This is a genomic window from Streptomyces sp. CB03234 (assembly GCF_001905885.1).
GTDB lineage: Bacteria > Actinomycetota > Actinomycetes > Streptomycetales > Streptomycetaceae > Streptomyces.
In genome coordinates, this window is the sequence record NZ_LIYH01000001.1 from 53,787 (window position 1) to 80,170 (window position 26,384).

The window sequence follows — 26,384 nt, forward strand, 5'->3', positions numbered from 1 at the left end:
GCCCCGTCTCTTCCGTGCGCGTACGCGTCCCGTCCGTCAGGTCTACGCCCGGCGTACGGGGGCCGCAATACCGCCTTCCGTGTCAAGTCGGGGATCGTGATCGGGTCGTGACGTGCCGTCAGGCGCGGTGGGTGGCCACGAGCGGAGGCAGCGGGGTCGCCTCGACCGAGCGGGCCGCCCGGTCCAGCGCGCTGGCCAGCAGAGCCAGGTCCGTCGGGCCGTTGCCCAGTTCCCGCACCGGGCGTCGGGTCGGCGGATCGCCCATCCGCTCCCACTCCAGCGGCACCACCGTGGGCCGCTGCGTCGCCGTGCGGGGGATGCGCCCGGTGACCCGGCCGCCCTGGAACGGCGTCACCCGGCCGTCCGGATGCCCCAGCCGGCCGCGCCCCGGCGCAGGGGTGTCCGGGCCTGGGGAGGCCGGCGGGGTGTCCAGCACCACGCGCAGCCGCGCCGCGCGGGCCAGCTCCGTGTCGGCCGTGCGGTCCGGGCGGGCGGACGTCGCCACCAGGTGCACGCCCAGGCGGTGGCCGTCCCGGGCCACGGCCTCCAGCGCCCGCACGACCGACCCGGCGGCGGGGCGGCCGGGGCTGCCGAGCGCGGGGGCGACCAGCGCGTCGTAGTCGTCGACCAGGACCACCAGGCGCGGCAGAGGCGGCGGGATGTCGTCGTTGCCGGTGCGGGCGGTGGGGCGCAGCCGGAGCGTGCCGCTGGGCGGGGCGTCGAGGTCACCGGGGGTGGGCGGGCGTTGCCCGACCATGCGGTCCGCGACCTCCCGCTGGGTGTGCCACTCGGTGAACTCCTGGCGGCCCAGCAACTCGGCGCGGCGCTTCAGCTCCGCCCCGAGCGCCTGGGCGAACTCCCGCATCCGCACCGGGTCGGAGGCCACCAGGTGCTCGGTGGCGTGCGGCAGTTCGGTGCAGGGCGCGAGCCCCTCGCCGCGCCCGCCGCCCGCGCCGTCGACGAGCAGCAGGCCCAGCCGGTCGGGGCGGGACGCGGCCGCCAGGGAGGCGGCGACGGAGCGGAGCAGCTCCGTGCGGCCGCTGCCCGCGGGGCCTTCGATCAGCAGGTGGGGGCCCTCCGTGGTGAGGTCCACGGCCAGGGGCCCGCGCGGGCCGGTGCCCAGCACGGCGGTGCCGTCCGGGGCCGAGGCCCAGCGGGCCATCAGGGACGCGGGTGTCGCGCGGGCCAGCCCCAGCTCGTCCAGCAGCCGGGAGGACGGCGGCAGCGGTACGGCGGTGGCGCGGGGCGCGGCTCCCCCGGGGCCCGCGTCCCCGGTGTGTTCCGCCCGCAGCGGGGCCAGTGCCCGTGCGAACCGCTCGGCCCAGGCGGCGGACACCGCGTCGACGGTGCCGACGGTGCCGTGGCCGGCGGGCTGCCCTCCGGCCGTACGCATCAGGCGCAGCGCGGTCGCCACGTCGCCGGACAGCAGCGCGGCGGCACCGCACTCCCGGAACGCGAGGGACGCGGAGCACGCCGTCTCGTACGTCGCCGCGACCGGGGACAGCGGCGAGGCGGCCGGGGTCTCGGCCAGGCAGAGGAGGTGGATACCCGCCGCCGCGCCCGCCCCGGCGAGCCGCGCGGTCGACTCGCGCAGCGCGGCCGAGCCGGGGTCGCCGTCGACGATCACGACCGTGTACGTGCCGTACGCCGCGCCGTGCTCCTCGGCGGCCCGGGCGACGGCCTTGCGGTCGGCGCTCGGCCAGCCGGGCCCGAGGGGCCCGTCGTCCAGCCGCCGGGTGAGCTCGCCGGTCCGGGCGGCCGCCTGTTCCCGGTCGTACGCGAGGAGCAGGCGGCAGTCCTGGCCGTGGGCCGGGCGCACATGCGGCAGCCAGCCGAGCCAGCTCCACTCGCGGGCGCGGCTCGCGCTGCTGATCAGCACGATCTCCAGGTCGGTGGGCGCGTGCAGCGCGGCCAGCTGCGCCACGACGGAGCGGGCCAGGCTCAGGAGCCGCGCCCGGGGCCCGGCGAGCCCGAGCGACCCGGCCTCGCGCAGCCCCACCGTGACGGGCACGCCGGCCAGGTCGGCCCGGTCGGTGGTCCCGAGCCGTACGGCCAGGGCCTCCGGATGGCCGGGGCCCCGCTCCCACAGGCGCGGCCCGGGGCCCAGCGCGGTGAGCAGGACGGCGGCCGGATCGGGCCACGTCTCCTGGACGGCGCCGCCCGCGAAGGTCGCCGGAAGGGGCCCCTCCGGCGCCTCGGCCGGTCCCTCGCCCCGCCCGCCCGCGAGCCGCCGCGCCCAGGCCCCTATGCCCCGCCTGCGCCCGGGCGCGGCAGCCCGCCCCCCGTCGGGGACGCCCTGGGGCCCGGCCCCGCCCGCGCGGCTCCCACCGGCCGGGGCGTTGCCCGTTGGGGCGCCGTCGGCGGGGGTGCCGTCCAAGGGGGAGCCCTGCAGGGCTCCGGTGGGGCCGTTGCCCGTGGGGACGCCGCCGGCGGGGGAGCCGCTGTTTGGGGTACCGCCCAGGGGGGCGCTGCCGGTGGGGGAGCCGCCCATGGCGGTGCTGCCTGTCGGCGTGTCGTACACGCGGGCGCCGCCCATGGGGAGGCCGCCTGTGGCGGTGCCGCCTACGGGGGCGCTGCCGGTGAAGGCGCTGCCCCCGGCCGTGCCGCCTCCGGCCGTGCCGCCTCCGGCCGTGCCGCCTACGGGCGTGCCGCCTACGGGCGTGCCGCCTACGGGCGTGCCGCCTCCGGCCGTGCCGCCCCCAGCCGTGCCGCCCCCGGGGGTGGCGTTCGTGCGGGTGCCGCGGGGTGGGGTGGGCTGCGGGGTGCCGGTGCCGCCCTGGTGGGGCACACCGCCCAGGCCGGCCTCCGCGGAGTGGGCGCCGGCTGCCCGGCCGCGCGCCGGGACGGTGCCCTCCGCGCCGGATGCGGCCGCCGACGCGGCGTACGCACCGCCACCGTGCCGGGCATGGTCGCCCGCCCGACTGGCCCCGGCCCGGCCGCCCGTCCGAGCGCCGCCGTCGGGGTGGGCCGGCTCGCCGGCGCCCGCCGAGGGCCGACCAGAGCTGGGCCCGCCCGTGCCGGGGGCGCCACCCGCTTCCGGTCCGGACGGCCCGGCGTCGCCCGGGGTGCGGGGAACCGGGACGCCGCCGGAGCGGGCCGCGCGGGCGACCCGGAGGTGGCCCTCGCCGTCCGGGGTGGTGGGCAGCGGGGTGCCGTCCGCCGTGGGCGGACCCGCCGCCAGCCGCAGCGACGACTCACCCAGTCGCAGCAGCGCGCCCGGCGCCAGGCGGACGGGGCGGGCGCCGACCTCGGCGCCGTCCAGGGTGGTGCCGTTCGTGGAGCCGAGGTCCGCGACCGTGACCCGGCCGCTCTCCGTGACGGTCACCGCGCAGTGCAGGCGGGACACGTCCGGGTCGTCGAGGGGTACGTCGGCGTCGGCGGAGCGGCCGATGCGGATCTGGCCGGCGTGCAGCAGGTGGACGCCTCCCGCGTCCGGCCCGGCCACCACGTGCAGCCGCGCCGGCACGCCGTCCATGGGCGCGTGGTCCTCGCCGGGGACCTGGAGAGAGAGCACCGCGCCGTCCACCAGGGGCGGCTCGCCGAGCACCCGGCGCTGGGTGTCCAGCCGCTCCCCGCCCGCGTACAGCACGACGGCCCCGGAGGGGTCGGTTCCCGACACGGCGGCCGCCAGCCCGGAGGCGACGGCGGCCAGCGCGGTCCCGGCCGGGGCGGTGACAAGCACGTCACAGGCACGCCCCGCGGTCTGGCCGCCGGGCGGCGCCGCGAGGACGGTCAGCCGGATCTGCATCGCCGTCAGCGGTCCCTTCTGCGCGGCGCGCCCGGCAGGGAAGGGGAATGGCCCGTCTCACTCTCCCCCCACCCGCCACGGACGCGTCGTCCGGTCAGGTCGGCACGGACCACGAGGCTCCCGACCCCGCGATGCGCCGTGCTGGAGGCATCCTCCCACCTGCGACTGACAACCCGCCCGCGCCCCGGAAAGAAATGATCTTGTCCGATCGCTCCCGCTCGCGAAAACCCCTGCTTGCGCACATCTTGGGATCATGTGAGCCGGTCGCAGTCATGTCACCCTGGCAACCGTGTCCCCTTCGAGCGCGTCTTGCAGGGTCGAACGATCAGCGGAAGACGACCCACCGGTGTGCCACCGTCCGGCACTACAGTGGGGCGGACACCCGGGCGGCCCACGAGGGCGGCCCGGACAGGCAAGGACCACGATCGCAGGGAGCGCATGACGTGCGGCCGGTAGGCAGCAAGTACCTGCTCGAGGAGCCGCTCGGACGCGGCGCCACGGGCACCGTCTGGCGAGCCCGCCAGCGAGAAACGGCGGGCGCCGAGGCGGCCGTGCCGGGCCAGCCCGGCGAGACCGTCGCGATCAAGGTCCTCAAGGAGGAGCTCGCGAACGACGCGGACGTGGTGATGCGTTTCCTCCGGGAACGCTCCGTCCTGCTCCGCCTCACCCACCCCAACATCGTCCGCACCCGCGACCTCGTCGTCGAGGGCGATCTCCTCGCCCTGGTCATGGACCTGGTCGACGGCCCGGACCTGCATCGTTACATCCGGGAGAACGGCCCGCTCAGCCCGGTCGCCGCCGCCCTCCTCACCGCCCAGATCGCCGACGCGCTCGCCGCCAGCCACGCCGACGGCGTCGTCCACCGCGACCTGAAGCCCGCCAACGTGCTGCTCGCCGAGCGCGACGGCCAGATGCACCCGATGCTCACCGACTTCGGCATCGCGCGCCTCGCGGACAGCCCCGGCCTGACCCGTACGCACGAGTTCGTCGGCACGCCCGCCTATGTGGCGCCCGAGTCCGCCGAGGGCCGCCCGCAGACCTCCGCCGTGGACATCTACGGCGCCGGGATCCTGCTGTACGAGCTCGTCACCGGCCGCCCGCCGTTCGCCGGCGGCACCGCGCTGGAGGTCCTGCACCGCCATCTCAGCGAGGAGCCGCGCCGCCCCTCGACGGTCCCGGGCCCGCTGTGGACCGTCATAGAGCGCTGCCTCAGCAAGGCCCCGGAGCGCCGCCCCAGCGCCGAGAACCTCGCACGGGGCCTGCGTACCGTCGCCGCCGGCATCGGCGTGCACGCCACGCCCGCCCAGATCGAGGCGGCCGAGGGCGTGGGCGCTCTGCTCGCCCCCGACCCGGCGCCGGCGCCCGTCCCGGAGACCCCGGGCGCGGCCGACCCGACCCAGGTGCTGCCCAGCAACGCGGGCCAGTACGACCCGGCCGCGCCCACCAGCGTGCTGCCCACCAGCGGCGCGGGCGCCGCCGACCCGACCGCGGTCATGCCGCCCGTACCCCCGCGTGCCGATGGTCCGCCGCAGCCGGAGGACCCGCACCCGTGGCAGAGCCAGCTGCGCGCCGCCCGGGACCGCAACGAGCAGACCCAGGTCCAGTACCTCGACCCGAGCCAGGACCCGCTGCGCCGCCGCCCACAGCGCCAGGCGCCCCAGCAGCCGCCGGAGCACCAGCAGCCCTACCCCCCGCAGCACCAGCAACAGCAGAGGCCCCCGCAGCGCCGGCAGTACGCGCCGCCGCCGCCCCCACAGCAGCAGTACCCGCCGCAGCACCACCAGCCGCATCCGCCGCAGCACCACCAGCCGCAGCAGCCCCAGCAGCCGGCCCCGCGCCCGCCGCGCGAGCCGCGGCAGCCCCGGCAGCGCAGCGCCAATCCGATGCGCATCCCGGGTCTCGGCTGCCTCAAGGGCTGCCTGTTCACGATCGTCCTGTTCGTCGTGGCCGGCTGGCTCATCTGGGAGCTGACCCCGCTCCAGGGCTGGATCGCCGAGGGCAAGACCTACTGGGAGGCCATCGGCGACGGGGTGTCGGCGGTGTCCAAGTGGATCTCGGAGATCGGCGACAGCGCCGGCGGCACCGGCAACACGCCCGCCGGTCAGTAACCCTGCCGATTTGTCGACTTCCGAGGGGTGATTTCCCCCCGGAGGTGAATACCGGCGCCTGAGCCCGCGTAACTTGGTCGGGAACGCCAGCCGCTGAGGGAGCAGTCTTGGCACGGAAAATCGGCAGCCGGTACACGGCCCACCAGATCCTGGGGCGGGGCAGTGCCGGAACGGTGTGGCTCGGCGAGGGCCCGGAGGGCCCCGTCGCCATCAAGCTGTTGCGCGAGGACCTGGCCTCGGACCAGGAACTCGTCGGGCGCTTCGTCCAGGAGCGCACCGCCCTGCTCGGGCTGGACCACGCGCGCGTGGTGGCCGTCCGCGACCTGGTCGTCGACGGCAACGACGTCGCGCTCGTCATGGACCTGGTCCGCGGCACCGACCTGCGCACCCGGCTGGACCGCGAGCGCCGGCTCGCCCCCGCGGCGGCCGTCTCGATCGTCGCGGACGTCGCGGAGGGCCTGGCCGCCGCGCACGCGGCCGGGGTCGTCCACCGTGACGTCAAGCCGGAGAACATCCTGCTGGACATGGAGGGCCCGCTCGGTCCCGGTGGCGCCCACTCCGCCCTCCTCACCGACTTCGGCGTCGCCAAGCTGATCGACACCCCGGGCCGTACCAAGTCCACCCGCGTCATCGGCACGCCCGACTACGTGGCCCCGGAGATCGTCGAGGGCCTCCCGCCCCGCGCGGCCGTCGACATCTACGCCCTGGCGACGGTGCTGTACGAGCTGCTGGCGGGCTTCACGCCCTTCGGCGGCGGCCACCCCGGCGCCGTACTGCGCCGCCACGTCACCGAGACCGTCGTCCCGCTCCCCGGCATCCCGGACGAGCTGTGGCAGCTGATCGTCCAGTGCCTCGCCAAGGCCCCCGCGTCCCGGCTGCGCGCCTCCGAGCTCGCCGCCCGCCTGCACGACCTGCTGCCGCTCGTCGCGGGCATGCCGCCGCTCGACGTGGACGAGCCGGACGCCGAGCCCGCCCCGGAGCCGTACGAGGACGACCCGTACCCGACCGTCCCGAACACCCCGCGCAGGGCCGCCGTCCCGCTGGTCCCCGGCTCCTCCACCGACTCCAACCGGGACACCCACACCTCGATGCGCGTCCCGGCCCCCGACGAGCTCTCCGGTGGCCCCCATGGCACCGCCCGCGCCCCCCGCCCCGCCGGCGGGCGCCGCCCCGGCTCCGCCCGCCACAAGTCGGGCACCGTCCGCAGGCGCCGCCTCACGCTCGGTATCGCCGCCCTGGCTCTGGTGACGGCCGCCGGGGTCGGCGGCTACGTGGCCACCAGCGACGACGACCCCGGCGCCCCGCCCCAGGACTCCAAGCAGTCGGCCCCCTCACAGCCCTAGGCGCTGCCTGGGGGCCCGGGGTGTCGCACACAGCCGTTACGCTGGTGTCGTGGCAGTCGTCGATGTATCCGAAGAGCTGAAGTCCCTCTCCTCGACCATGGGGTCGATCGAGGCCGTCCTGGACCTCGACAAGTTGAGGGCAGACATCGCCGTGCTCGAGGAGCAGGCCGCGGCCCCGTCCCTGTGGGACGACCCGGAGGCGGCGCAGAAGATCACGAGCAAGCTTTCGCACCTCCAGGCCGAGGTGCGCAAGACCGAGGCGCTGCGCAGTCGCATCGACGACCTCGCCGTCCTCTTCGAGCTCGCCGAGGAGATGGACGACGCGGCCACCCTCGCCGAGGCCGAGGCGGAGCTCGTCTCCGTTCGCAAGGCGCTCGAGGAGATGGAGGTCCGCACCCTCCTGTCCGGTGAGTACGACGAGCGTGAGGCGCTGGTCAACATCCGCGCGGAGGCCGGCGGCGTCGACGCCTCCGACTTCGCCGAGCGCCTCCAGCGCATGTACCTGCGCTGGGCCGAGCGGCACGGGTACTCGACGGAGGTCTACGAGACGTCGTACGCGGAGGAGGCCGGCATCAAGTCGACCACCTTCGTCGTCAAGGCCCCGTACGCCTACGGCACGCTCTCGGTCGAGCAGGGCACGCACCGCCTGGTCCGCATCTCCCCGTTCGACAACCAGGGCCGCCGCCAGACCTCCTTCGCGGGCGTCGAGGTGCTGCCGGTCGTCGAGTCGTCCGACCACGTCGAGATCGACGAGTCCGAGCTGCGCGTGGACGTCTACCGCGCCTCCGGCCCCGGCGGCCAGGGCGTCAACACCACCGACTCGGCGGTGCGCATCACGCACATCCCGACCGGCATCGTGGTCTCCTGCCAGAACGAGCGGTCGCAGATCCAGAACAAGGCGAGCGCGATGAACGTCCTCCAGGCGAAGCTCCTTGAGCGCCGCCGCCAGGAGGAGCAGGCCAAGATGGACGCCCTCAAGGGCGACGGCGGCAATTCCTGGGGCAACCAGATGCGTTCGTACGTCCTGCACCCGTACCAGATGGTGAAGGACCTCCGCACGGAGTTCGAGGTCGGCAACCCGCAGGCGGTGCTGGACGGCGAGATCGACGGGTTCCTCGAAGCGGGCATTCGCTGGCGGAAGCAGCAGGAGAAGTAGCACCCAGAAGTAACCCCCGAATTCACCGGGCCTTTCGGCGCCGGACAGCCCGTCGAGCGGGCGGTCCGGCGCCGCTCGCGTACGGGTGGGAATTCGCTGGCGCAAGCGGCCCGTTGGCACTGAGCTCGCTTTGTCGACAAGGAAACTGGCTTGTGACAGGCGGGTGTTCGCCTTTTACGTCACAGTTGCATCGTTGCAGGCCAGGCAACTGTGATCATTTCGGGCATCGCACGCGCAACCGCCTTGACGCTTGTACGAAAACTGGGAAAGCTGACGCGCGGCATGCGCATGACTGGGGCGCGTGTGATCGGGGGCAGCTGAACAGGACCCCCAGCGTCCGCTGCCCCGAGCGCTGCTCCACTGACGAATCAGCTACTGGGGGTAGCACGCAGATGACCAAGAAGACGCGGGTCCGCGTAGCGCGGATCGCAGCCGGTGCGGTGATCGCGGCCGGAGCGTCCCTGACCGCGGCGGGCGCCGCCTCGGCGGTCGGCATAGACGTCAACGTCGCCGGCATCGGCGTACGCGCCGAAGCGGACGAGAACGGCCTGGAGGCCGGTCTCGGCATCGGCAACGATGGTGACCCGGGCGGTGTCGACGGCGGCGCCGACCAGGGTGGCACGGGTGACCAGGGCGGTACCGGTGACCAGGGCGGTACCGGCGACCAGGGTGGCACGGGCGACCAGGGTGGCACGGGCGACCAGGGTGGCACGGGCGACCAGGGTGGCACGGGCGACCAGGGTGGCACGGGCGACCAGGGCGGCACGGGCGACCAGGGCGGCACGGGCGACCAGGGTGGCACGGGCGACCAGGGTGGCACGGGCGACCAGGGTGGCACGGGCGACCAGGGCGGTACCGGCGACCAGGGCGGTACCGGCGACCAGGGTGGCACCGGCGACCAGGGTGGCACCGGCGACCAGGGCGGTACCGGTGACCAGGGTGGCACGGGCGACCAGGGCGGTACCGGTGACCAGGGTGGCACGGGCGACCAGGGCGGTACCGGTGACCAGGGTGGCACGGGCGACCAGGGCGGTACGGGCGACCACGGCGGTACCGGCAACAACGGCGGTACCGGCAACAACGGCGGTACCGGCAACAACGGCGGTACCGGCAACAACGGCGGTACCGGCAACAACGGCGGCACCGGCAACAACGGCGGTACCGGCAACAACGGCGGCACCGGGGACCAGGGCGGCACCGCCACCGGCGGCTCCGTGACCGGCGGCGACGACGCCGGCACCTGCACCGTCGACCTCGACGGTGCCGAGTGCGCCGACAACACCGACACCGACTCCGCCGGCTCCAAGCCGGTCGAGCAGGGCAAGGCCAAGGAGGAGCTCGCCGAGACCGGCGCCGCCGAGACCTCGTTCCTGCTCATCGGTGCCGCGACGATGATCGCCGGCGGCATCGGCTTCCGTATGCTGCCGCGCCTCGTGGGCGGTGGCCGTACGGTCGCCTAAAGGGCCGTAGAGCGACGGAAGGGCCCGGGCGGGCCGACCATGGCCCCGCCCGGGCCCTTCCGTGCGTACAGCGCCGTACAGCGACGTACAGCGATGTACAGCGACGTACAGTGAATCCTTACGCGGTCTGGTGGGCCAGCAGGACCACCGCCGCAACCAGAATGACCAGGAGCGCCAGCAGGGCCACCGGGCTCAGTCCACCGAAGGGGCCCTCCTGCTCGAGGCGCTCCCGGTTCGCCCGGCAGACGGGGCACCGGCCCTCGCTGACGGGCGCCGCGCAGTTGGCGCACACCAGTCGGTCGTAGGTCATGCGCTCTCCTCCTCCCGCGCGGCGGAGCCGCAGACGCGGACCGTGCACCGTGACGCGGACTGTGCACACAGTTCTCTCCGCACAACGCTCAGGGAAACGCATCCGTTCCCCCTACCACTGTGCCAGCTCCGGAGAGTTTAGGCGCGCCCCGCCGGATTCCCCCGGTCCGGGCTTGTACCTCACCCGGACAAAAGGCGCAAGGCAGAACGCCGACTGCACGCGGCATCCCCAGTCGCGTATGGTCACGCACACCTACTCCCGGCCGACCGTGGTGCACCCGTGATCCGATTCGACAACGTCTCCAAGACCTACCCGAAGCAGAACCGCCCCGCGCTGAGGGACGTCTCCCTCGAGATCGAAAAGGGCGAGTTCGTCTTCCTGGTGGGGTCCTCCGGCTCCGGAAAGTCCACCTTCCTGCGGCTGGTCCTGCGCGAGGAGCGCGCCAGCCACGGCACGGTGCACGTTCTGGGCAAGGACCTCGCCCGGCTGTCCAACTGGAAGGTGCCGCACATGCGGCGCCAGCTCGGAACCGTCTTCCAGGACTTCCGCCTGCTGCCCAACAAGACCGTCGCGCAGAACGTGGCGTTCGCGCAGGAGGTCATCGGCAAGCCGCGCGGCGAGATCCGCAAGGCCGTCCCCCAGGTCCTCGACCTCGTCGGCCTCGGCGGCAAGGAGGACCGGATGCCGGGCGAGCTGTCCGGCGGTGAGCAGCAGCGGGTCGCCATCGCGCGCGCGTTCGTCAACCGGCCGATGCTGCTGATCGCCGACGAGCCGACCGGCAACCTGGACCCGCAGACCTCCGTGGGCATCATGAAGCTGCTGGACCGGATCAACCGCACCGGTACCACCGTCATCATGGCGACGCACGACCAGAACATCGTCGACCAGATGCGCAAGCGGGTCATCGAGCTGGAGAAGGGCCGTCTCGTACGCGACCAGGCGCGCGGCGTCTACGGCTACCAGCACTGAGCACCAGCAGCACCCCGCAGCAAGGAAAGGCTGAACGCACGCGATGCGCGCCCAGTTCGTACTGTCGGAGATCGGTGTCGGCCTCCGTCGCAATCTCACGATGACCTTCGCCGTCATCGTCTCCGTGGCTCTGTCACTCGCCCTCTTCGGCGGTGCGCTGCTCATGCGCGAGCAGGTCAGCGTGATGAAGGACTTCTGGTACGACAAGGTCAACGTCACGATCTACCTCTGCAACAAGAACGACGCCGCGGCAGGCGGAACGTGCAACAAGGGCGCGGTCACCGCCCAGCAGAAGAAGGAGATCGAGGCCGACCTCAAGAAGCTGGACAACATCGTGGAGAAGGTCCACCACGAGACGGCGGACGAGGCGTACAAGCACTACAAGGAGCAGTACGGCGACACCGCCATCGCCAGCATCATCACGCCGGACCAGATGCAGGAGTCGTACCGGGTCAAGCTGAAGGACCCGGAGAAGTACAAGGTCGTGGCGACCGCGTTCGCGGGGCGGGCCGGTGTGCACTCCGTACAGGACCAGCGCCAGACGCTGGAGAACCTGTTCCAGATGATGCGGGGCATGAACGTCGCCGCCCTGTGCGTCATGGCGTTGATGCTCGTCATCGCACTGATGCTGATCGTCAACACGGTGCGCGTCTCGGCGTTCAGCCGGCGCCGGGAGACCGGCATCATGCGGCTGGTCGGCGCGTCGAGCTTCTACATCCAGATGCCGTTCATCATGGAGGCCGCCGTCGCGGGCCTGCTGGGCGGCGTCGTGGCCTGCGTGATGCTGCTGGTCGGCCGGTACTTCATGATCGACGCGGGGCTCAACCTCGCCCAGAGCATGCCGCTGGTCAACTTCATCGGCTGGGACGCGGTGATAACGGTGCTGCCGCTCGTCGTCGTCATCGGCCTGTTGATGCCCTCCCTTGCGGCTGCCATCGCGCTGCGCAAGTACCTGAAGGTGTGACGATCGCCCCTGGCGCCGTACGGTCAACAACCGTACGGCGCCTTTCGCTTGTCCTAGAGTGGTCGCCATGCTGGGCCCCGAGTTCTGTACCCGGCCCCGCGGCGCTCGCGGCCGCGGGGCGGCCCTGACATTGGTCTTCGCCTCCGTCCTCGCCGCCGCCGCGGTGACCAACTGCCTTCCCCAGGAGGAGGACCCGCCCGAGCGGCCCGTCTCCCGGGCCGCCCCCGGCGCCGGTGCCGGGCGCGGCGAGGTCGACCGGCGGGAGCTGGCCCGCGCGGCGGCCGAGGCCATGGCGGACGGCAAGTCCGGCGCCAAGGCGGCCCAGGAGGTCGTCAGCCGCAGCGGCGACCGCTGGGGCGCCGTCTACGACCAGCGCGCGTACGAGGAGTTCGAGCAGGCCCTGGACGGGCGGTACACGGGTGTCGGCCTGTCCGCCCGCCGCGCCGCCGACGGGCGTATCGAGGTGGACCGCGTCCAGCCCGGCGGCCCGGCGGACCGGGCGGGCCTGAAGGCCGGGGACCGGATCCGCACGGTCGACGGCCGCCGCGTGGACGGCCGCCCCGCCGCCGAGGTCGTCGCCCTGCTGCGGGGGGACGGCGCACCGCCCGGCTCGGTCGTCTCCGTCGGGGTGCAGCGCGGCACGCGCGCGTGGAGCGAGACGCTGCGGCGGGCCAGGCTCGCCACCGAGGACGTGACCGTGCAGCGGCTGGACGACGGCGCCGTGAGGATCAGGGTCGCGGCGTTCACCAAGGGCACGGGGCAGCGGATCAGGGACGCCGTGCGCAAGGCCCCCAAGGGCGCGGGTGTCCTGCTGGACCTGCGGGGCAACAGCGGCGGCCTGGTCACCGAGGCCGTCACGGCGGCCTCCGCGTTCCTGGACGGCGGCCTCGTCGCCACGTACGACGTACACGGCAGGGAACAGGCGCTGTACGCCCAGCCGGGCGGCGACACCGGCAGGCCCCTGGTGGCACTGGTCGACGGCGGCACCATGAGCGCGGCCGAGCTGCTCGCGGGGGCCCTGAAGGACCGTGGCCGGGCGGTCACCGTCGGTAGCCGGACCTTCGGGAAGGGGTCGGTCCAGATGCCGAGCCGGCTGCCCGACGGATCGGTCGCCGAGCTGACCGTCGGCCACTACCGCACGCCCGCCGGGCACGGCGTCGACGGCCGCGGCATCACGCCGGACCTGGTGGCCACCGACCGCGCCGAGGAGCGGGCCCGCACGGTATTGAGTGGCCTCGGGGGCGGCTCGTAGTGCGAAAATGGGGGCACTATGGCCAAGGAAAAGAACACAGGGCGCAAACTGATCGCGCAGAACAAGAAGGCGCGGCACGACTACACCATCATCGACACCTACGAGTGCGGGCTGGTGCTGACCGGCACCGAGGTGAAGTCGCTGCGCCAGGGGCGGGCCTCGCTGGTGGACGGGTTCGTCCAGATCGACGGCAACGAAGCCTGGCTGCACAACGTGCACGTACCGGAGTACGCGCAGGGGACGTGGACCAACCACAGTGCCCGCCGCAAGCGGAAGCTGCTGATGCACCGGTACGAGATCGACAAGCTGGAGTCGAAGTCCCAGGAGACGGGTCACACCATCGTGCCCCTGTCGCTGTACTTCAAGGACGGCCGGGCGAAGGTCGAGATCGCGCTGGCGAAGGGCAAGAAGGAGTACGACAAGCGCCAGACGCTGCGGGAGAAGCAGGACCGCCGTGAGGCGGAGCGGGTGATCTCGGCGGTCAAGCGCCGCGAGCGGGCCTGACCGGCTCGGCCCGCCGCCCCGACAACCGCCCGCAGCTCCGGAACCGCCGGTCGCCCCGGAATAGGCTGGCACCGTCCGGCGTTGGTCACGTACGATGGCACCTGCCCCTCACAGCGGGGGCGCGCCCCCTCGGGGGCAGGGTTTGAAAAATCAACATGGGGATGATCGGTTTCGACAGCGGATGTCGAAGCAGGGGAAGCGTGTCGAGGAAGCGGCAATGATCTCGTAAACCATATGTCGCAAAAAATAATCGCCAACACCAAGCGCGATTCCTTCGCCCTCGCTGCCTAAGTAGCGAGCTTGCGAAGTGTCAGCCCGGGGCTGTTCCCGACCCGGATCCTGGCATCAGCTAGGGAACTAAACCTCTAGACCCGGTCACGGGGTGCAGAGGGAAACCAAACAGTGACTGAGCCCGTCGGAGACTTGTCCGCGTGATCTCCGGGGCCGAGAAAATCGCAGCGGACTGCACACGGAGAAGCCCTGATTCTGCACCGTTGGACGCGGGTTCGATTCCCGCCATCTCCACTCATCCCATGTGGGCAAAGACCCTCTGACCTGCGAAAACTTCGCCAGGGCAGGGGGCTTTGTCATGTCGTGGCAGCACGGCGGGTCAAACGGGACTGAGCTGCGTGCCCAGTGCGGCGGGCAACCCTGCTCGCCCGCGGTCACCGGTAGCTCAGTAGTGATACCGGGCCTTGAGGATCTTCACTTCCTTCTCGTCCGCCCGGTACACGAGCCGGTGCTCGTCGTCGATGCGCCGGGACCAGTAGCCCGACAGGCCGCCCTTCAGGGCTTCGGGCTTGCCGATGCCGGTGAACGGGTCGCGCTGGATCTCGCCGATCAGGCGAGTGATCCGTCGCGCCATCTTCCGGTCCGAGGCGAGCCAGAACAGGAAGTCCTCCCAGCCGTCGGGGTCGAAGTGAACGCTCCTCACTCCTCGCCCCCGGCCATCTCCCTCAGTTCATCCATGGTCGTGGCGATCGTGGGCGCGCTCGCGCGGTCCCGGGCGACGGCCTCCATCAGGCGCTTGGCGTTCTCGGGGGAACGCAGCAGGTAGACGGTCTCCTGCCACGAATCGTAGTCGTCGGCGGACATGAGGACGGCGTCGCCGCTCTTGGAGCTGATCCGCACGGGGGTGTGATCGTTGTTGACGCGCTCGATGAGCGGGAACAGCGTGGCCCTGGCTTCGCTGGCGCTTATGGACATGGCGGTCAAACTCCTGTCTCGATAGTACGGGTCTACGGTACCGCACTCGTACCGGAAAGTCGTACGACTGGCCCGCCTCAGACCCATCACCCCATGGGGGCGGGGCCGCGTGTCGTCATGACAGCCGGGCCTTCGCTGTGCCCAGGACCGCCAGGGCCAGGGCGAGTGCGGCTGCCGCGATCGGCACGGCGTACCCGGCGGGGGCGCCGGCGTGCTCGACCGTCCAGCCGCCGGACGCGGAGCCCACCGCTATACCGCCGAGCAGGGCGGTGACGGCGAGCGTCATGCCCTCGTTGAGCTGCGCCGTCGGCGTCAGGCGCTGGACCAGCGTCATGCCCGTCACCATGGTCGGCGCGGTCGCCATCCCCGCCAGCAGCAGCGCGCCCGACAGCGCGAGCAGCGAACCGGTGCCGGTCGCCGCGAGCAGCGGCAGCGACATCAGGGCGGTCATCGCGGCGAGGCAGGCCGGCAGCCGGCGCCCCACGTGGCGGGCCGGCCGCACCGAGCCGTACACCAGGCCCGCCACGCACGAACCGGCCGCCTGGAGCGCCAGCACCGCGCCGGCCGCCGGGCCGTCCACGAAGGCGAGCGTGACGACCTCCATCGACCCGAAGACCGCGCCCGTCGCCAGGAACACCGCCAGCAGGGCAGGCATACCGGGCGTACGCAGCGGTGTGCGCGCCCGGCCGGTGCGGGGCGAGACGGGGGGCTCGGTCGCGCGCTGTGCCGCGAACACCAGCACCCCGGTGAGCAGCAGGACCGCACCGGTCAGGGTGCCGGCCTCCGGGAACAGGGCGGCGCACAGGAACGCGGCGAGCACCGGGCCCAGCATGAAGCACAGCTCGTCGGCGGCCTGCTCGAAGGCGTTCGCGGTGTGGACGGCTGTCGGGTCGTCCCGGTGCAGGTGCGCCCACCGGGCGCGGGACATACCGCCGGTGTTGGGTGTCGTCGCGGTCGCGGCGTACGCGGCGAACAGGGTCCACGCGGGCGCGTGGTGGTGTACGCACAGCAGCAGGGCCAGCGACCCGAGGACGGCCACCACGGTGGCGGGCACGGCGACGGGCGCCTGCCCGTACCGGTCCACCAGCCGTGCGGTGAACGGTGCCACCAGCGCGGTGGCGGCGAGCCCGGTGGCGGTGACGGCGCCGGCGAGGGCGTAGGAACCGTACGCGCCGGCGATCATGATGACCGCGCTCACGCTGAACATGCCCATGGGGAGGCGGGCTATCAGGTTCCCGGCGGTGAAGGCCCGGGCGCCCGGCGTCGCGAACAGGCGGCGGTAGGAGGCGAGGGCTCCGGGCGGCTTGCGGGCGGGCTTCGTGGCTCGCTGCTCCTGGTAGCGCGGGGTCAGGACCAGGGACTCGGGGGTGAGGGCGAGCAGCGGAGGGTTCGTCGTTCGCGGCATGCGCTCAGCCTCGCCTCGCGGGGCGCTGCCGGTCCAACACCTGGTGAGACCCCATTGACGCACCCTCGTTGTAAATTCGGCGCGTGGCCCATGACATCGAACCCCGGCTGCTGCGCGCCTTCGTGGCCGTCGCCGACGAGCTGCACTTCACCCGCGCCGCCGCCCGGCTGTACGTCGCCCAGCAGGCGCTCAGCCGCGACATCCGGCGCTTGGAGCGGGAGTTGGGCGCCGAGCTGTTCACCCGTACCACCCGGCAGGTGGCGCTCACGGTGGACGGCGAGCGGCTGCTGCCGTACGCGAACGGCGTGCTGGCGGCGTACGACGAGCTGGGCGCCGCCTTCGCCGACGAGGCGCGGCCGCTGCTGGTGGACCTCAACACGGACGGCATGATCAGCGGGCGGGTGCTGGCACGGGCCCGCGAACTGGCCCCTCAGTGCGAGCTGATGGCCCGCTACGAGAGCGGGCTGACCGGCGCGGCCACCAAGATCGTCGCCGGACGGCTCGACGTGTCCTTCGGGCGGTTCGCCGGCCTGCCGTCCGCCGTACGCGCCCGGCTGGCGGCGCAGCCCGTACGGTACGAGCCGATGGCCGTGCTGCTGCCGCCCGATCACCCGCTGGCCGGCCGGCCGGAGGTGGAACTGGCCGCGCTCGCCGGCGAGTCCGTGTACGCGGGTGCCGGCAACCCCGGCACCAGGGAGTGGACCGACCTGGCTGAGCGGCTCTTCGCGGGGCGCGGGATCAAGGTCGCCCCGCCGGCGCCGGTGGCGATCGGGTTCGAGGAGTTCCGCCGGGTCATGGCCAAAACCCGTACGCCTGTCCTGGTCGCCGTTGACTTTCCGGCCGTGCCCGGGAGCGTGCTCCGGCCACTGGTCGACCCCGTACCGCTGTCACCGGTGTCGCTGGTGTGGCGCAAGGGGCTGAAGCACCCGGGGCTCGACGCGCTGCGTGCGGCGGCGGCCGCCTTCGCCGGGGAGGAGGGGTGGCTGGAGCGGCCGACCGGGGCCTGGCTTCCGGAGGGTGATTTGTTGCACATGTGCACGAATCAATGAACTGTAAGCCCCTCTGTCACAGGCGTGCGCTACATTCATGGTCCGGGTGCAGTGTGGTGGGGGCGCTCCGGCAGGGTGGGGGCCCGGTCCGGCGCGAGTACCCAGATGTTCCGTGTGCGCACCCTTGGTCCATTCAGTGGGGGATGTGCGTACAAAGTGGACAATTGGCGAGAAGGTGCCCGAGATGGGCACCAGAATGAGCCACTCGACAGCACCGTCCAAGTGGACAGCCTGAGCGCGTTCGACGCGTTCGACGCCTTTGGGCGTCGGGGTGACGGTGCCGGACTCCAGCCCGACGGCCATGGACACCAGGCCGGTACGCCTGGATACCAGGCCGACCCGCACGGCTACCACGCCGACGGCCTCGAACCCCACGACCCGGGCTACCGGACCGGCGGTTCCGGCTACGCGGCCGACGGGCCGGGCTACGCCGCCGATGGCTCCGGCTATCGCACCGACGGTTCCGGGCACGCGGCCGACGAGCTGGGCTACCGCGCCGACGGTTCGGGGCACGCGGCCGGTGACGGGTTCGGACACCAGCCCGGCGACTTCGGCCTCGGCCATGAGGACGAGACCATCGCCTACCGGGCCGACAGCCTCGGCCTGGAGCCCGGTGGCCCGGAGTTCCAGACCGCCCAGCTCCCGGCCGTGACCGCCACCGCCACCCCCACCGTGGCCGCGACCGTCCCGGGACCGGCGTCCGTACCCGCGTCCGCGCCGACGGAGCAGGAGCCGTCCGACGGGCCGGTGTTCGTCGACGAGAGCGGCCGCCGCAGCAAGAAGCTCCGCAAGCTCGGCTGGGTGCTGGCGACCGCGTGCGCGGTGTACGCCATCACGCTCGTCGTCGCGGTGATCGGCGGCAACTCCGCCGCGCCCTGGCTGCTCATACCCGGCCCCGCCGACGAGAAGAAGACCGAGACCACCCGGGTCGAGCCCGTGCCGAGCACCAGCGAGGCGCCCAGGGACGACACCGGCGGGGACGTCCCCGACTCCCCGGCGCCCACCGACTCCACGGGCGCGGTCATCCCGCAGCCCGCCGACGGCGCCTCGCAGGGCGTGTCCGCCACCCCCCGCCCCGGCGAGTCCTCGGCGCCGGACGTCACGCCCAGCCGTGAAACCGGCGGCGGCCCGGACGACGAAAAGCCCGGCAACAGGCCCACCGTGTCCCGGCCCACCGACGACGGCGCCACCCGTCAGCCGCCGCCCGTCACCCCGCCTCAGACGGCGAACCCGGACCCCACGGACACGCCGACGACTCCCACGGAAGAACCCACCGACCCGCCGGTCGAAGAAAGCGGCGGTCAGCCCATGGCCGCGGAAGGCGCACAGTAAATGACAACCTCAGGCAGACGGCGCGCCAAGAAGATGCGCGCCGTCCGGCGCAGGCTGCCCATGCGCTATCTGCTGCCCTCGGTCTTCCTGGTCGCACTCTTCGCGATGCTGATGCTGCGCGGCTATGTGCACAACGAGATCCAGCCCGATCACCGCATCCGGCTCCTCGAAGACCGCGACCAAGTGCCCCCGGCCATGCACAAGGGCGGCCCGGTCATCGACGCCCGCGACCCGGAGAAGCCCGTCAGTCTGAACGTCCCGAACGACAAGATCGTTCTGACCTTCGACGACGGCCCGGACCCGGTCTGGACGCCCAAGGTCCTCGACCAGCTGAAGGAGCACGACGCCCGCGCGGTCTTCTTCGTCACCGGCGCCATGACCGCCCGCCACCCCGACCTGGTCGAGCGGATGGTGAACGAGGGCCACGAGGTGGGCCTGCACACCTTCAACCACCCCGACCTGTCCCTCCAGTCGCAGGAGCGCATCGACTGGGAGCTGTCCCAGAACCAGATGGCGCTCGCGGGCGCGTCGGGAGTCCGCTCCTCCCTCTTCCGCGCGCCGTACTCGAACTTCGTCTGGCACTTGGACAACAAGAACTGGGACCTGATCAAGTACGCCGGCAGCCGCGGCTACATCGCGGCGTTCAACGACACCGACAGCCACGACTGGCGACGGCAGGGCGTCGACAAGATCGTCAAGAACGCCACGCCGAAGCCCGGCAAGGGCGCGATCGTCCTCATGCACGACTCCGGCGGCAACCGCGAGCAGACGGTCGCCGCACTCGCCCGCTTCCTGCCGCAGCAGAAGGCGAAGGGCTACGAGTTCACCACGCTCACCGAGGCCCTCGGAGCGCCCAGCGCGCACACCGAGGTCAGCGGCATGGAGCTGTGGAAGGGCAAGGCGTTCGTCTACGCCGTCGGCATCTCCGAGAACATCACCGGCGTCCTGGTGGGCGGCCTCGCGATCGTCGGCGTCCTCGTCATCGGACGCTTCGGCCTGATGCTCGTCCTCGCCTTCGCGCACGCCCGCAAGGTCCGCCGCCGCCGCTTCCGCTGGGGCCCTCCCGTCACCGAACCGGTCACCGTGCTGGTCCCGGCGTACAACGAGAAGGAGTGCATCGAGAACACGGTCCGCTCGCTGATGGCGAGTGACCATCCGGTCGAGGTCATCGTCATCGACGACGGGTCCTCGGACGGCACCGCCGACATCGTCGAGCGGATGTGGCTGCCCAACGTACGCGTCGTCCGCCAGGAGAACTCCGGGAAGCCCGCCGCCCTCAACAACGGCATCGCGCACGCCAGCCACGACATCATCGTGATGATGGACGGCGACACGGTCTTCGAGCCGTCCACCGTCCGCCAGCTGGTGCAGCCCTTCGGCGACCAGCGCGTCGGCGCGGTCGCCGGCAACGCCAAGGTCGGCAACCGCGACACCCTCATCGGCGCCTGGCAGCACATCGAGTACGTGATGGGCTTCAACCTCGACCGCCGCATGTACGACGTGCTGCGCTGCATGCCCACCATCCCGGGTGCGGTCGGCGCCTTCCGCCGTACCGCTCTGGAGCGGGTGGGCGGCATGAGCGAGGACACCCTCGCCGAGGACACCGACATCACCATGGCCATCCACCGCGACGGCTGGCGCGTCGTGTACGCGGAGAACGCCCGCGCCTGGACCGAGGCCCCCGAGTCAGTCCAGCAGCTGTGGTCCCAGCGCTACCGCTGGAGCTACGGCACCATGCAGGCCATCTGGAAGCACCGCGGCGCCGTGTTCGACCGCGGCCCCTCCGGCCGCTTCGGCCGCGTCGGCCTGCCGCTGGTCTCCCTCTTCATGGTGATCACACCGCTGCTCGCGCCGCTCATCGACGTCTTCCTGCTGTACGGCCTGATCTTCGGCCCCACCCAGAAGACGATCCTGGCGTGGCTGGGCGTCCTCCTGGTGCAAGCGGTGTGCGCGGCGTACGCCTTCCGGCTCGACAAGGAGAAGATGACCCACCTCATCTCCCTGCCGCTCCAGCAGATCCTCTACCGGCAGCTGATGTACGTCGTGCTGCTCCAGTCCTGGATCACCGCTCTCACCGGCGGCCGCTTGCGCTGGCAGAAACTGCGCCGTACCGGGGTCGTGGAGGCACCCGGCTCCATTCCCACGCAGCGTGCCTCCCACAGTGACGATCGGAGCGCGGTCGGATGACGGGCAATTACACGGGCGGGTCCTACGACGACCGTTACGAGGCCTGGCCGCACGAGCGGTCCGGGGCGGACGACGCGACGCAGCCGTACCCGCCGACCGCACCGGAGGCGGACCACTTCGCGCCCTTCGGAACGACGCACCACACCCCGCCGCACGCGCACTTCGCCTCGGAACCGGATCCGTTCGCGTCCGCCACGACGGAGCGGGCGCCGCAGACGTACCCGTCGTACGAACAGGAACCCGGCTTCCCTTCCGTGGAACCGGACCCCTTCACCCAGCCCTACGGGCAGCCCTACGCGCAACCCGGCGGCCAGACCTGGACGGCGCCCCAGCAGCCGGCCTACGAGGCCGCTCACCCGTCGGCCTCCGCGACCCTCACCGCGCCCGGCACCGTCCCTCGGGTGGAGCCCGAGCCCGCCCCCGCCGCCGAAGCCGCCGAAGCCGCCGAAGCCGCCGAAGCCGCGCCGAAGAGGCCCGGCCGCGACCGGTACTTCGACCTGCTGCGGGCGCTCGCCCTCTTCCGAGTGGTGCTCTACCACCTGACCGGCTGGATGTGGCTCCCGCTGGTCTTCCCGTCGATGGGCGTCATGTTCGCCCTCGCGGGCAACCTGATGGCGCGCTCCCTCAAGCGCCCGCCCGGCCAGGTCATCAAGAGCCGGGTCCGGCGCCTGCTGCCCCCGCTGTGGGCCGCCGGTGCCGTCGGCGTGACCGGCATGCTGGTGCAGGGCTGGGGCCCGGCGGAGGGGGAGGACACCCTCACCTGGTGGCTGGAGCTGCTGTTCTGGGTCCTGCCGCTCAGCGACCCGCCCAACGCCGCCGAGCTGGCCGGTGTCCCCGGCATCCTGCCCGGGACCTGGGCCGAGCCCTTCGCCGGCCCCCTGTGGTACATCCGCGCCTACCTCTGGTTCGTCCTGCTGTCGCCGCTCTTCCTGGCGGCCCTGCGCAAGCAGCCGTGGGTGACGATCGCCGCGCCGCTCGTGCTGATGGCCGCGCTGAATTTCGGCTACCTCCAGGCCGCCGAGGAGATCGCCCCGATCCTGTACGGCATCGGCGAGTTCGGCGCCTGCTGGATCCTCGGCATGGCGCACCAGGAGGGCGTCCTGAAGCGCCTGCCCAACTACGTGATCCCGTCCATCGCGCCGTTCATCATGGGCTTCGGCATCTGGTGGGCCGTCGATCACGGGCTGAGCGCCGAGAACCAGCTGGGGAACATGCCGTTCGCCTCCGCCTTCTGGGGCTTCGGGTTCGTCCTCCTGCTGCTGCACTTCAGCCCGTCGTGGTCCGAGTGGCCGCGCCTGCTGGAGCGCTTCGACGGCGCCATCACGCTGCTCAACTCGCGTGCCGTGACCATCTACCTCTGGCACAACGTCTGCATCGCCATCGCCGTGACGATGTGGAACCGGCTGTGGTCCCTGGAAGTGATGTGGCGCGACCTGCCGTGGCTGATGAACAGCCCATGGCCGACCCTGATCTTCAGCTGGTCGTTGATCGCCTACTGCATTCTGATGTTCGGCTGGCTGGAGGACGTGGCCGCCAAGCGGCGGCCGAGGCTGTGGCCGTCCGGCGCGACCACGCGGAACAACGCGACCACGCGGAACAAGAAGGGCCTTGTCGCATGATGCTGCGTGCCAGGTGGCTGCTGCTCGCGGTCGCCCCCCTCCTCGTCCTCACCATCTTCGTCGCCACCCCCACCCCGAAGCCGGCGGATCAGCAGGCGGCCGGTCAGTCGGAGAGCCAGGGCGCCGCCAAGCGGGCGGAGGAGGAGCTGGAGTCGGCCGAGGACCTGCTCGCCAAGATGCCGCCCGGCCTCGCGGCCCCGGACAAGAAGGAGCTGGCCCACCAGATCCTCGGCTCCGCCATGAACTCCACGAAGGACTGGCGCACGCTGTACGGCCACATCGCGGACAGCGACGACGGCGACGGCTACTGCGGTGGCGTGATCGGCTTCTGCTCCGGCACCAAGGACATGCTGGTCCTGGTCGAGTCGTACACCAAGGAGCACCCGGACAACGGCCTGGCCGAGTACGTAACCGCGCTGCGCGCGGTCAACGGCACGGACTCGCACGAGGGCCTGGGCGCTGGCTTCATGGAAGCGTGGCGGGAGGAGAGCGAGAAGCCCGCCTTCCGCAAGGCCCAGGACAGGGTCCGGGACACGATGTACTTCACGTCGGCCGTCGACCTCGCCAAGCTGGACGGCCTGGGCACGCTCGGCCAGTTCATCTACTACGACGCGATGGTCTTCCACGGCCCCGGCATCGACAAGAACGGCTTCTACGAGATCCGCGAGCGGGTCCGGGCCGCCCACAAGACCAAGGCCGAGGGCGGCAAGGAGAAGGCGTACCTCGACGCGTTCCTCGACGAATGCCGCAAGGTGATGCTGGAGGCGAACCCCGACCAGGACACCAGCCGCATCGACACCACCCAGCGCGCCTTCCTGCGCGACGGCAACCTCACCCTGAAGACGCCCCTGGTCTGGCAGATGTACGGGCAGACGTTCCGCGTGTCGTAAAGCCTCACCGTCGTCTCAGACGGCACGTGAGAGCAAGGTTTCAGCCCGGTCACGTCATATGACCGGGCTGAAACGCATCCTCCCTAGCGTCGGTCCTGACGGGATTCAGGAGCTGACAGCAGCAGTGGAGGTACGCGATGAGCGGCCGGTGGATCGAGCAGTGGGACCCTGAGGACGAGACCTTCTGGCGGGAGAAGGGGGAGAAGATCGCCAAGCGGAATCTGCTCTTCTCCGTCTTCTCCGAGCACATCGGGTTCTCCATCTGGTCGCTGTGGTCCGTGATGGTCCTGTTCATGGGCCCGCAGTACGGCATCGACCCGGCCGGCAAGTTCGCCCTGATCGCCGTGGCGACGCTGGTCGGCGCCATGATCCGGGTCCCGTACACCTTCGCCGTCGCCCGCTTCGGCGGCCGCAACTGGACGATCTTCAGCGCGCTGCTGCTCCTGCTGCCCACGGGCGCCGCGTACGCCGTCATGGAGCCGGGCACGTCGTACAGCACCTTCCTGCTGGTCGCCGCGCTCACCGGCGTGGGCGGCGGCAACTTCGCCTCCTCGATGACGAACATCAACGCCTTCTTCCCGCTCCACAAGAAGGGCTGGGCCCTCGGCCTCAACGCGGGCGGCGGCAACATCGGCGTCCCCGTCGTCCAGCTGGTCGGCCTGCTCATCATCGGTACGGCAGGGGCCGCCCAGCCGCGGATCGTCCTCGGCATCTACATCCCGCTGATCGTGATCGCCGCCGTGTGCGCCGCGCTCCACATGGACAACCTGGCGCCCGTGAAGAACGACACCGGCGCCGTCAAGGAGGCCGTCAAGGACGCCCACACCTGGATCATGGCGTTCCTCTACATCGGCACCTTCGGCTCGTTCATCGGCTACAGCTTCGCCTTCGGCCTGGTCCTGCAGACCCAGTTCGGGCGTACGCCGCTCCAGGCCGCGTCCCTCACCTTCATCGGCCCGCTGCTCGGCTCGCTGATCCGGCCGTTCGGCGGCTCCCTCGCCGACAGGCACGGCGGCGCCCGCATCACCCTGTGGACCTTCGTCTCCATGGCCGCCGCGACCGGCGTGGTCGTCTACGCGTCCGTCATCGAGTCGCTCGCCGTCTTCCTCGTCGGCTTCATCTCCCTGTTCATCCTCAGCGGGCTCGGCAACGGCTCCACGTTCAAGATGATCCCCGCCATCTTCCAGGCCAAGGCGCACGCCTCGGGACTGGAGGGCGAGCAGGCCGACGCGTACGGACGGCGGCTGTCCGGCGCCGCGATCGGACTGATCGGGGCGATCGGCGCGATCGGCGGGCTCGGCATCAACCTGGCCTTCCGGCAGTCCTTCCAGACCGCCGGCACCGGCACCTCCGCCTTCGTCGCCTTCCTCCTCTTCTACGGTGCGTGCGTGACCGTCACCTGGGCGGTATACCTTCGCCGCCCGGTGGAGGTCCCCGCCAAGCGGCAGCTCAGCTACTCCGAGGTGTGAACGCCCACGGTCGTAACGGGGGGGAAATACCAGTGAACCGAGACCGTCACGGATCCTTGCCAGTCTCTGGTGTCATGCACGAGCACGAGCATGGTTCCCACGGCCCGCTGGCCGGGTTCACCGTCGGCGTCACCGCGGCCCGCCGCGCGGACGAGCTGGGCGCGCTGCTGGAACGCCGCGGCGCGGCCGTCCAGCACGCCCCGGCGCTGCGGATCGTGCCACTCGCCGACGACGCCGAGCTCCTCGACGCCACCAAGGCCCTCATCGGCCAGGCCCCGGACATCGTGGTCGCCACCACCGCGATCGGCTTCCGGGGCTGGCTGGAGGCGGCCGACGGCTGGGGGTACGGGGAGGACCTGCTCGACCGTTTGCGCGGGGCGCAGGTCCTCGCCCGGGGCCCCAAGGTCAAGGGCGCGGTACGGGCGGCCGGGCTGACCGAGGAGTGGTCGCCCGCCTCGGACTCCATGGCGGAGGTACTGGACCGGCTCCTCGGCCAGGACGTCACCGGCCGCCGCATCGCGCTCCAGCTGCACGGCGAGCCGCTGCCCGGGTTCGTCGAGGCGCTGCGCGACGCGGGCGCCGACGTCGTGGTCGTCCCGGTCTACCGGTGGATGCCGCCCGAGGACCTCGCGCCCCTGGACCGGCTCATCGACGCGACCGTCTCCCGGTCGCTGGACGCGGTGACCTTCACCAGCGCCCCGGCTGGCGCGTCGATGCTGGCCCGCGCCGAGGACCGGGGCCTGCTGCCCGAGCTGCTCGACGCGCTGCGCCACGACGTGCTGGCCGCCTGCGTCGGGCCGGTCACCGCCCTGCCGCTCCAGGCGCACGGCATCGACACCGTCCAGCCGGCCCGCTTCCGGCTCGGCCCCCTGGTGCAGCTGCTGTGCCAGGAGCTGCCCGGGCGGGCCCGCACCCTCCCCGTCGCCGGGCGCCGCATCGAGATCCGGGGCCACGCGGTCCTGGTCGACGGCGACCTGCGCCCCGTGCCGCCGGCCGGCATGTCCCTGCTCCACTCGCTGGCCCGCCGCCCCGGCTGGGTCGTCTCCCGCGCCGACCTGCTGCGCGCCCTGCCGGGCGCCGGCCGCGACGAGCACGCCGTGGAGACCGCGATGGCCCGCCTCCGCTCGGCCCTGGGCGCGCCCAAACTGATTCAGACGGTCGTCAAGCGCGGCTACCGCCTGGCCCTGGACCCGGGCGCGGACGCCAAGTACGCGGACGCGTAGGGGGTCATCGCGGCACGCGGTGGACGTTGTGCTCCATAACGTCGGTCAGCGGACTCGCCGCGGCGGGGAGGTCCTTGTCGTCGTGGAGACGACGAGGCCGTGGTGAGCCGCTGTAGCGCAGACAAGCCAGTCGACGACGGACAGGCTCTGGTGCCGGCCTCGCTGGGCGAGGCGGTACTGCGCCGTCTCG

General features: G+C 72.3%; 20 protein-coding genes and 1 other RNA gene. 16 read left to right on the top strand and 5 right to left on the bottom strand.

The window, feature by feature from the left end; genetic code table 11:
• Positions 1–118 precede the first annotated feature (118 nt).
• Positions 119–3,748 carry an FHA domain-containing protein gene (locus tag AMK26_RS00230; protein WP_073750534.1) on the bottom strand — a complete coding sequence of 1,210 codons (3,630 nt, stop codon included), beginning with the start codon at positions 3,746–3,748 and terminating at the stop codon, positions 119–121.
• A 443-nt stretch (positions 3,749–4,191) separates the two neighbouring features.
• Between AMK26_RS00230 and AMK26_RS00235 the strand changes: the two genes are divergently transcribed.
• The 4 genes from AMK26_RS00235 to AMK26_RS37535 all read left to right on the top strand — a co-directional run bounded on the left by AMK26_RS00235 (position 4,192) and on the right by AMK26_RS37535 (position 9,815).
• The gene (locus AMK26_RS00235) at positions 4,192–5,856 is read left to right on the top strand and encodes a serine/threonine-protein kinase (protein WP_073750536.1); all 1,665 of its coding nucleotides are present in this window, start codon (positions 4,192–4,194) and stop codon (positions 5,854–5,856) included.
• 107 nt (positions 5,857–5,963) lie between these two features.
• A complete protein-coding gene (locus tag AMK26_RS00240; protein ID WP_073750538.1) occupies positions 5,964–7,199 on the top strand; it encodes a serine/threonine-protein kinase in 1,236 nt (411 codons plus the stop codon).
• Between the two features lie 49 nt (positions 7,200–7,248).
• Positions 7,249–8,355, top strand: a complete 1,107-nt coding sequence (gene prfB, locus AMK26_RS00245; RefSeq protein ID WP_073750540.1) for a peptide chain release factor 2 — start codon at positions 7,249–7,251, stop codon at positions 8,353–8,355.
• Between the two features lie 392 nt (positions 8,356–8,747).
• Entirely contained in the window at positions 8,748–9,815 is a 1,068-nt protein-coding gene (locus AMK26_RS37535) for a hypothetical protein (protein WP_241837755.1), read from the top strand.
• A gap of 118 nt (positions 9,816–9,933) precedes the next feature.
• On the opposite strand, the gene AMK26_RS00255 is transcribed toward AMK26_RS37535, so the two are convergent.
• Positions 9,934–10,125 carry a hypothetical protein gene (locus tag AMK26_RS00255; RefSeq protein ID WP_073750542.1) on the bottom strand — a complete coding sequence of 64 codons (192 nt, stop codon included), beginning with the start codon at positions 10,123–10,125 and terminating at the stop codon, positions 9,934–9,936.
• 279 nt (positions 10,126–10,404) lie between these two features.
• On the opposite strand from AMK26_RS00255, the gene ftsE reads away from it, so the two are divergent.
• The 5 genes from ftsE (at position 10,405) to ssrA (ending at position 14,342) form a co-directional block, all read left to right on the top strand.
• Complete coding sequence (gene ftsE / locus AMK26_RS00260) at positions 10,405–11,094, top strand: cell division ATP-binding protein FtsE (protein WP_064072157.1); 690 nt, start codon at positions 10,405–10,407, stop codon at positions 11,092–11,094.
• A 43-nt stretch (positions 11,095–11,137) separates the two neighbouring features.
• Positions 11,138–12,058, top strand: coding sequence for a permease-like cell division protein FtsX (ftsX, locus tag AMK26_RS00265; RefSeq protein ID WP_073750544.1), 921 nt, complete (start codon positions 11,138–11,140; stop codon positions 12,056–12,058).
• A 67-nt stretch (positions 12,059–12,125) separates the two neighbouring features.
• Complete coding sequence (locus tag AMK26_RS00270) at positions 12,126–13,310, top strand: S41 family peptidase (protein WP_073752891.1); 1,185 nt, start codon at positions 12,126–12,128, stop codon at positions 13,308–13,310.
• Positions 13,311–13,328: 18 nt separating this feature from the next.
• A complete protein-coding gene (gene smpB, locus AMK26_RS00275) occupies positions 13,329–13,814 on the top strand; it encodes an SsrA-binding protein SmpB (RefSeq protein ID WP_073750546.1) in 486 nt (161 codons plus the stop codon).
• A gap of 157 nt (positions 13,815–13,971) precedes the next feature.
• Positions 13,972–14,342: a transfer-messenger RNA gene (gene ssrA / locus AMK26_RS00280) on the top strand.
• Between the two features lie 148 nt (positions 14,343–14,490).
• Here the strand turns inward: ssrA and AMK26_RS00285 are convergent.
• The 3 genes from AMK26_RS00285 to AMK26_RS00295 form a co-directional block, all read right to left on the bottom strand.
• Entirely contained in the window at positions 14,491–14,748 is a 258-nt protein-coding gene (locus tag AMK26_RS00285) for a Txe/YoeB family addiction module toxin (protein WP_073750548.1), read from the bottom strand.
• Positions 14,745–15,020: a type II toxin-antitoxin system Phd/YefM family antitoxin gene (locus AMK26_RS00290; protein ID WP_073750550.1), complete on the bottom strand. Its 276-nt coding sequence runs from the start codon at positions 15,018–15,020 to the stop codon at positions 14,745–14,747. Before AMK26_RS00290 ends, AMK26_RS00285 begins: the two co-directional genes overlap by 4 nt.
• Positions 15,021–15,135: 115 nt before the next feature.
• Positions 15,136–16,425, bottom strand: a complete 1,290-nt coding sequence (locus AMK26_RS00295; protein WP_073750552.1) for an MFS transporter — start codon at positions 16,423–16,425, stop codon at positions 15,136–15,138.
• A gap of 83 nt (positions 16,426–16,508) precedes the next feature.
• On the opposite strand from AMK26_RS00295, the gene AMK26_RS00300 reads away from it, so the two are divergent.
• From AMK26_RS00300 to AMK26_RS00330, 7 genes are all read left to right on the top strand, one after another.
• A complete protein-coding gene (locus AMK26_RS00300) occupies positions 16,509–17,474 on the top strand; it encodes a LysR family transcriptional regulator (RefSeq protein ID WP_079277384.1) in 966 nt (321 codons plus the stop codon).
• A 222-nt stretch (positions 17,475–17,696) separates the two neighbouring features.
• Entirely contained in the window at positions 17,697–18,806 is a 1,110-nt protein-coding gene (locus AMK26_RS00305; protein WP_073750556.1) for a hypothetical protein, read from the top strand.
• Positions 18,807–20,993: a bifunctional polysaccharide deacetylase/glycosyltransferase family 2 protein gene (locus tag AMK26_RS00310; RefSeq protein ID WP_241837756.1), complete on the top strand. Its 2,187-nt coding sequence runs from the start codon at positions 18,807–18,809 to the stop codon at positions 20,991–20,993.
• Between the two features lie 401 nt (positions 20,994–21,394).
• On the top strand, positions 21,395–22,612 hold the full coding sequence (locus tag AMK26_RS00315; protein WP_073752895.1) for an acyltransferase family protein: 1,218 nt from the start codon (positions 21,395–21,397) through the stop codon (positions 22,610–22,612).
• Positions 22,609–23,502, top strand: a complete 894-nt coding sequence (locus tag AMK26_RS00320; RefSeq protein ID WP_443333131.1) for a chitosanase — start codon at positions 22,609–22,611, stop codon at positions 23,500–23,502. The genes AMK26_RS00315 and AMK26_RS00320 overlap by 4 nt, the downstream gene beginning before the upstream one ends.
• A 137-nt stretch (positions 23,503–23,639) precedes the next feature.
• Positions 23,640–24,971 (top strand): MFS transporter, encoded by a 1,332-nt coding sequence (locus tag AMK26_RS00325; RefSeq protein WP_073750558.1) that lies wholly within the window; start codon positions 23,640–23,642, stop codon positions 24,969–24,971.
• 74 nt (positions 24,972–25,045) lie between these two features.
• Positions 25,046–26,194, top strand: coding sequence for a uroporphyrinogen-III synthase (locus tag AMK26_RS00330; protein WP_073750560.1), 1,149 nt, complete (start codon positions 25,046–25,048; stop codon positions 26,192–26,194).
• Positions 26,195–26,384 lie beyond the last annotated feature (190 nt).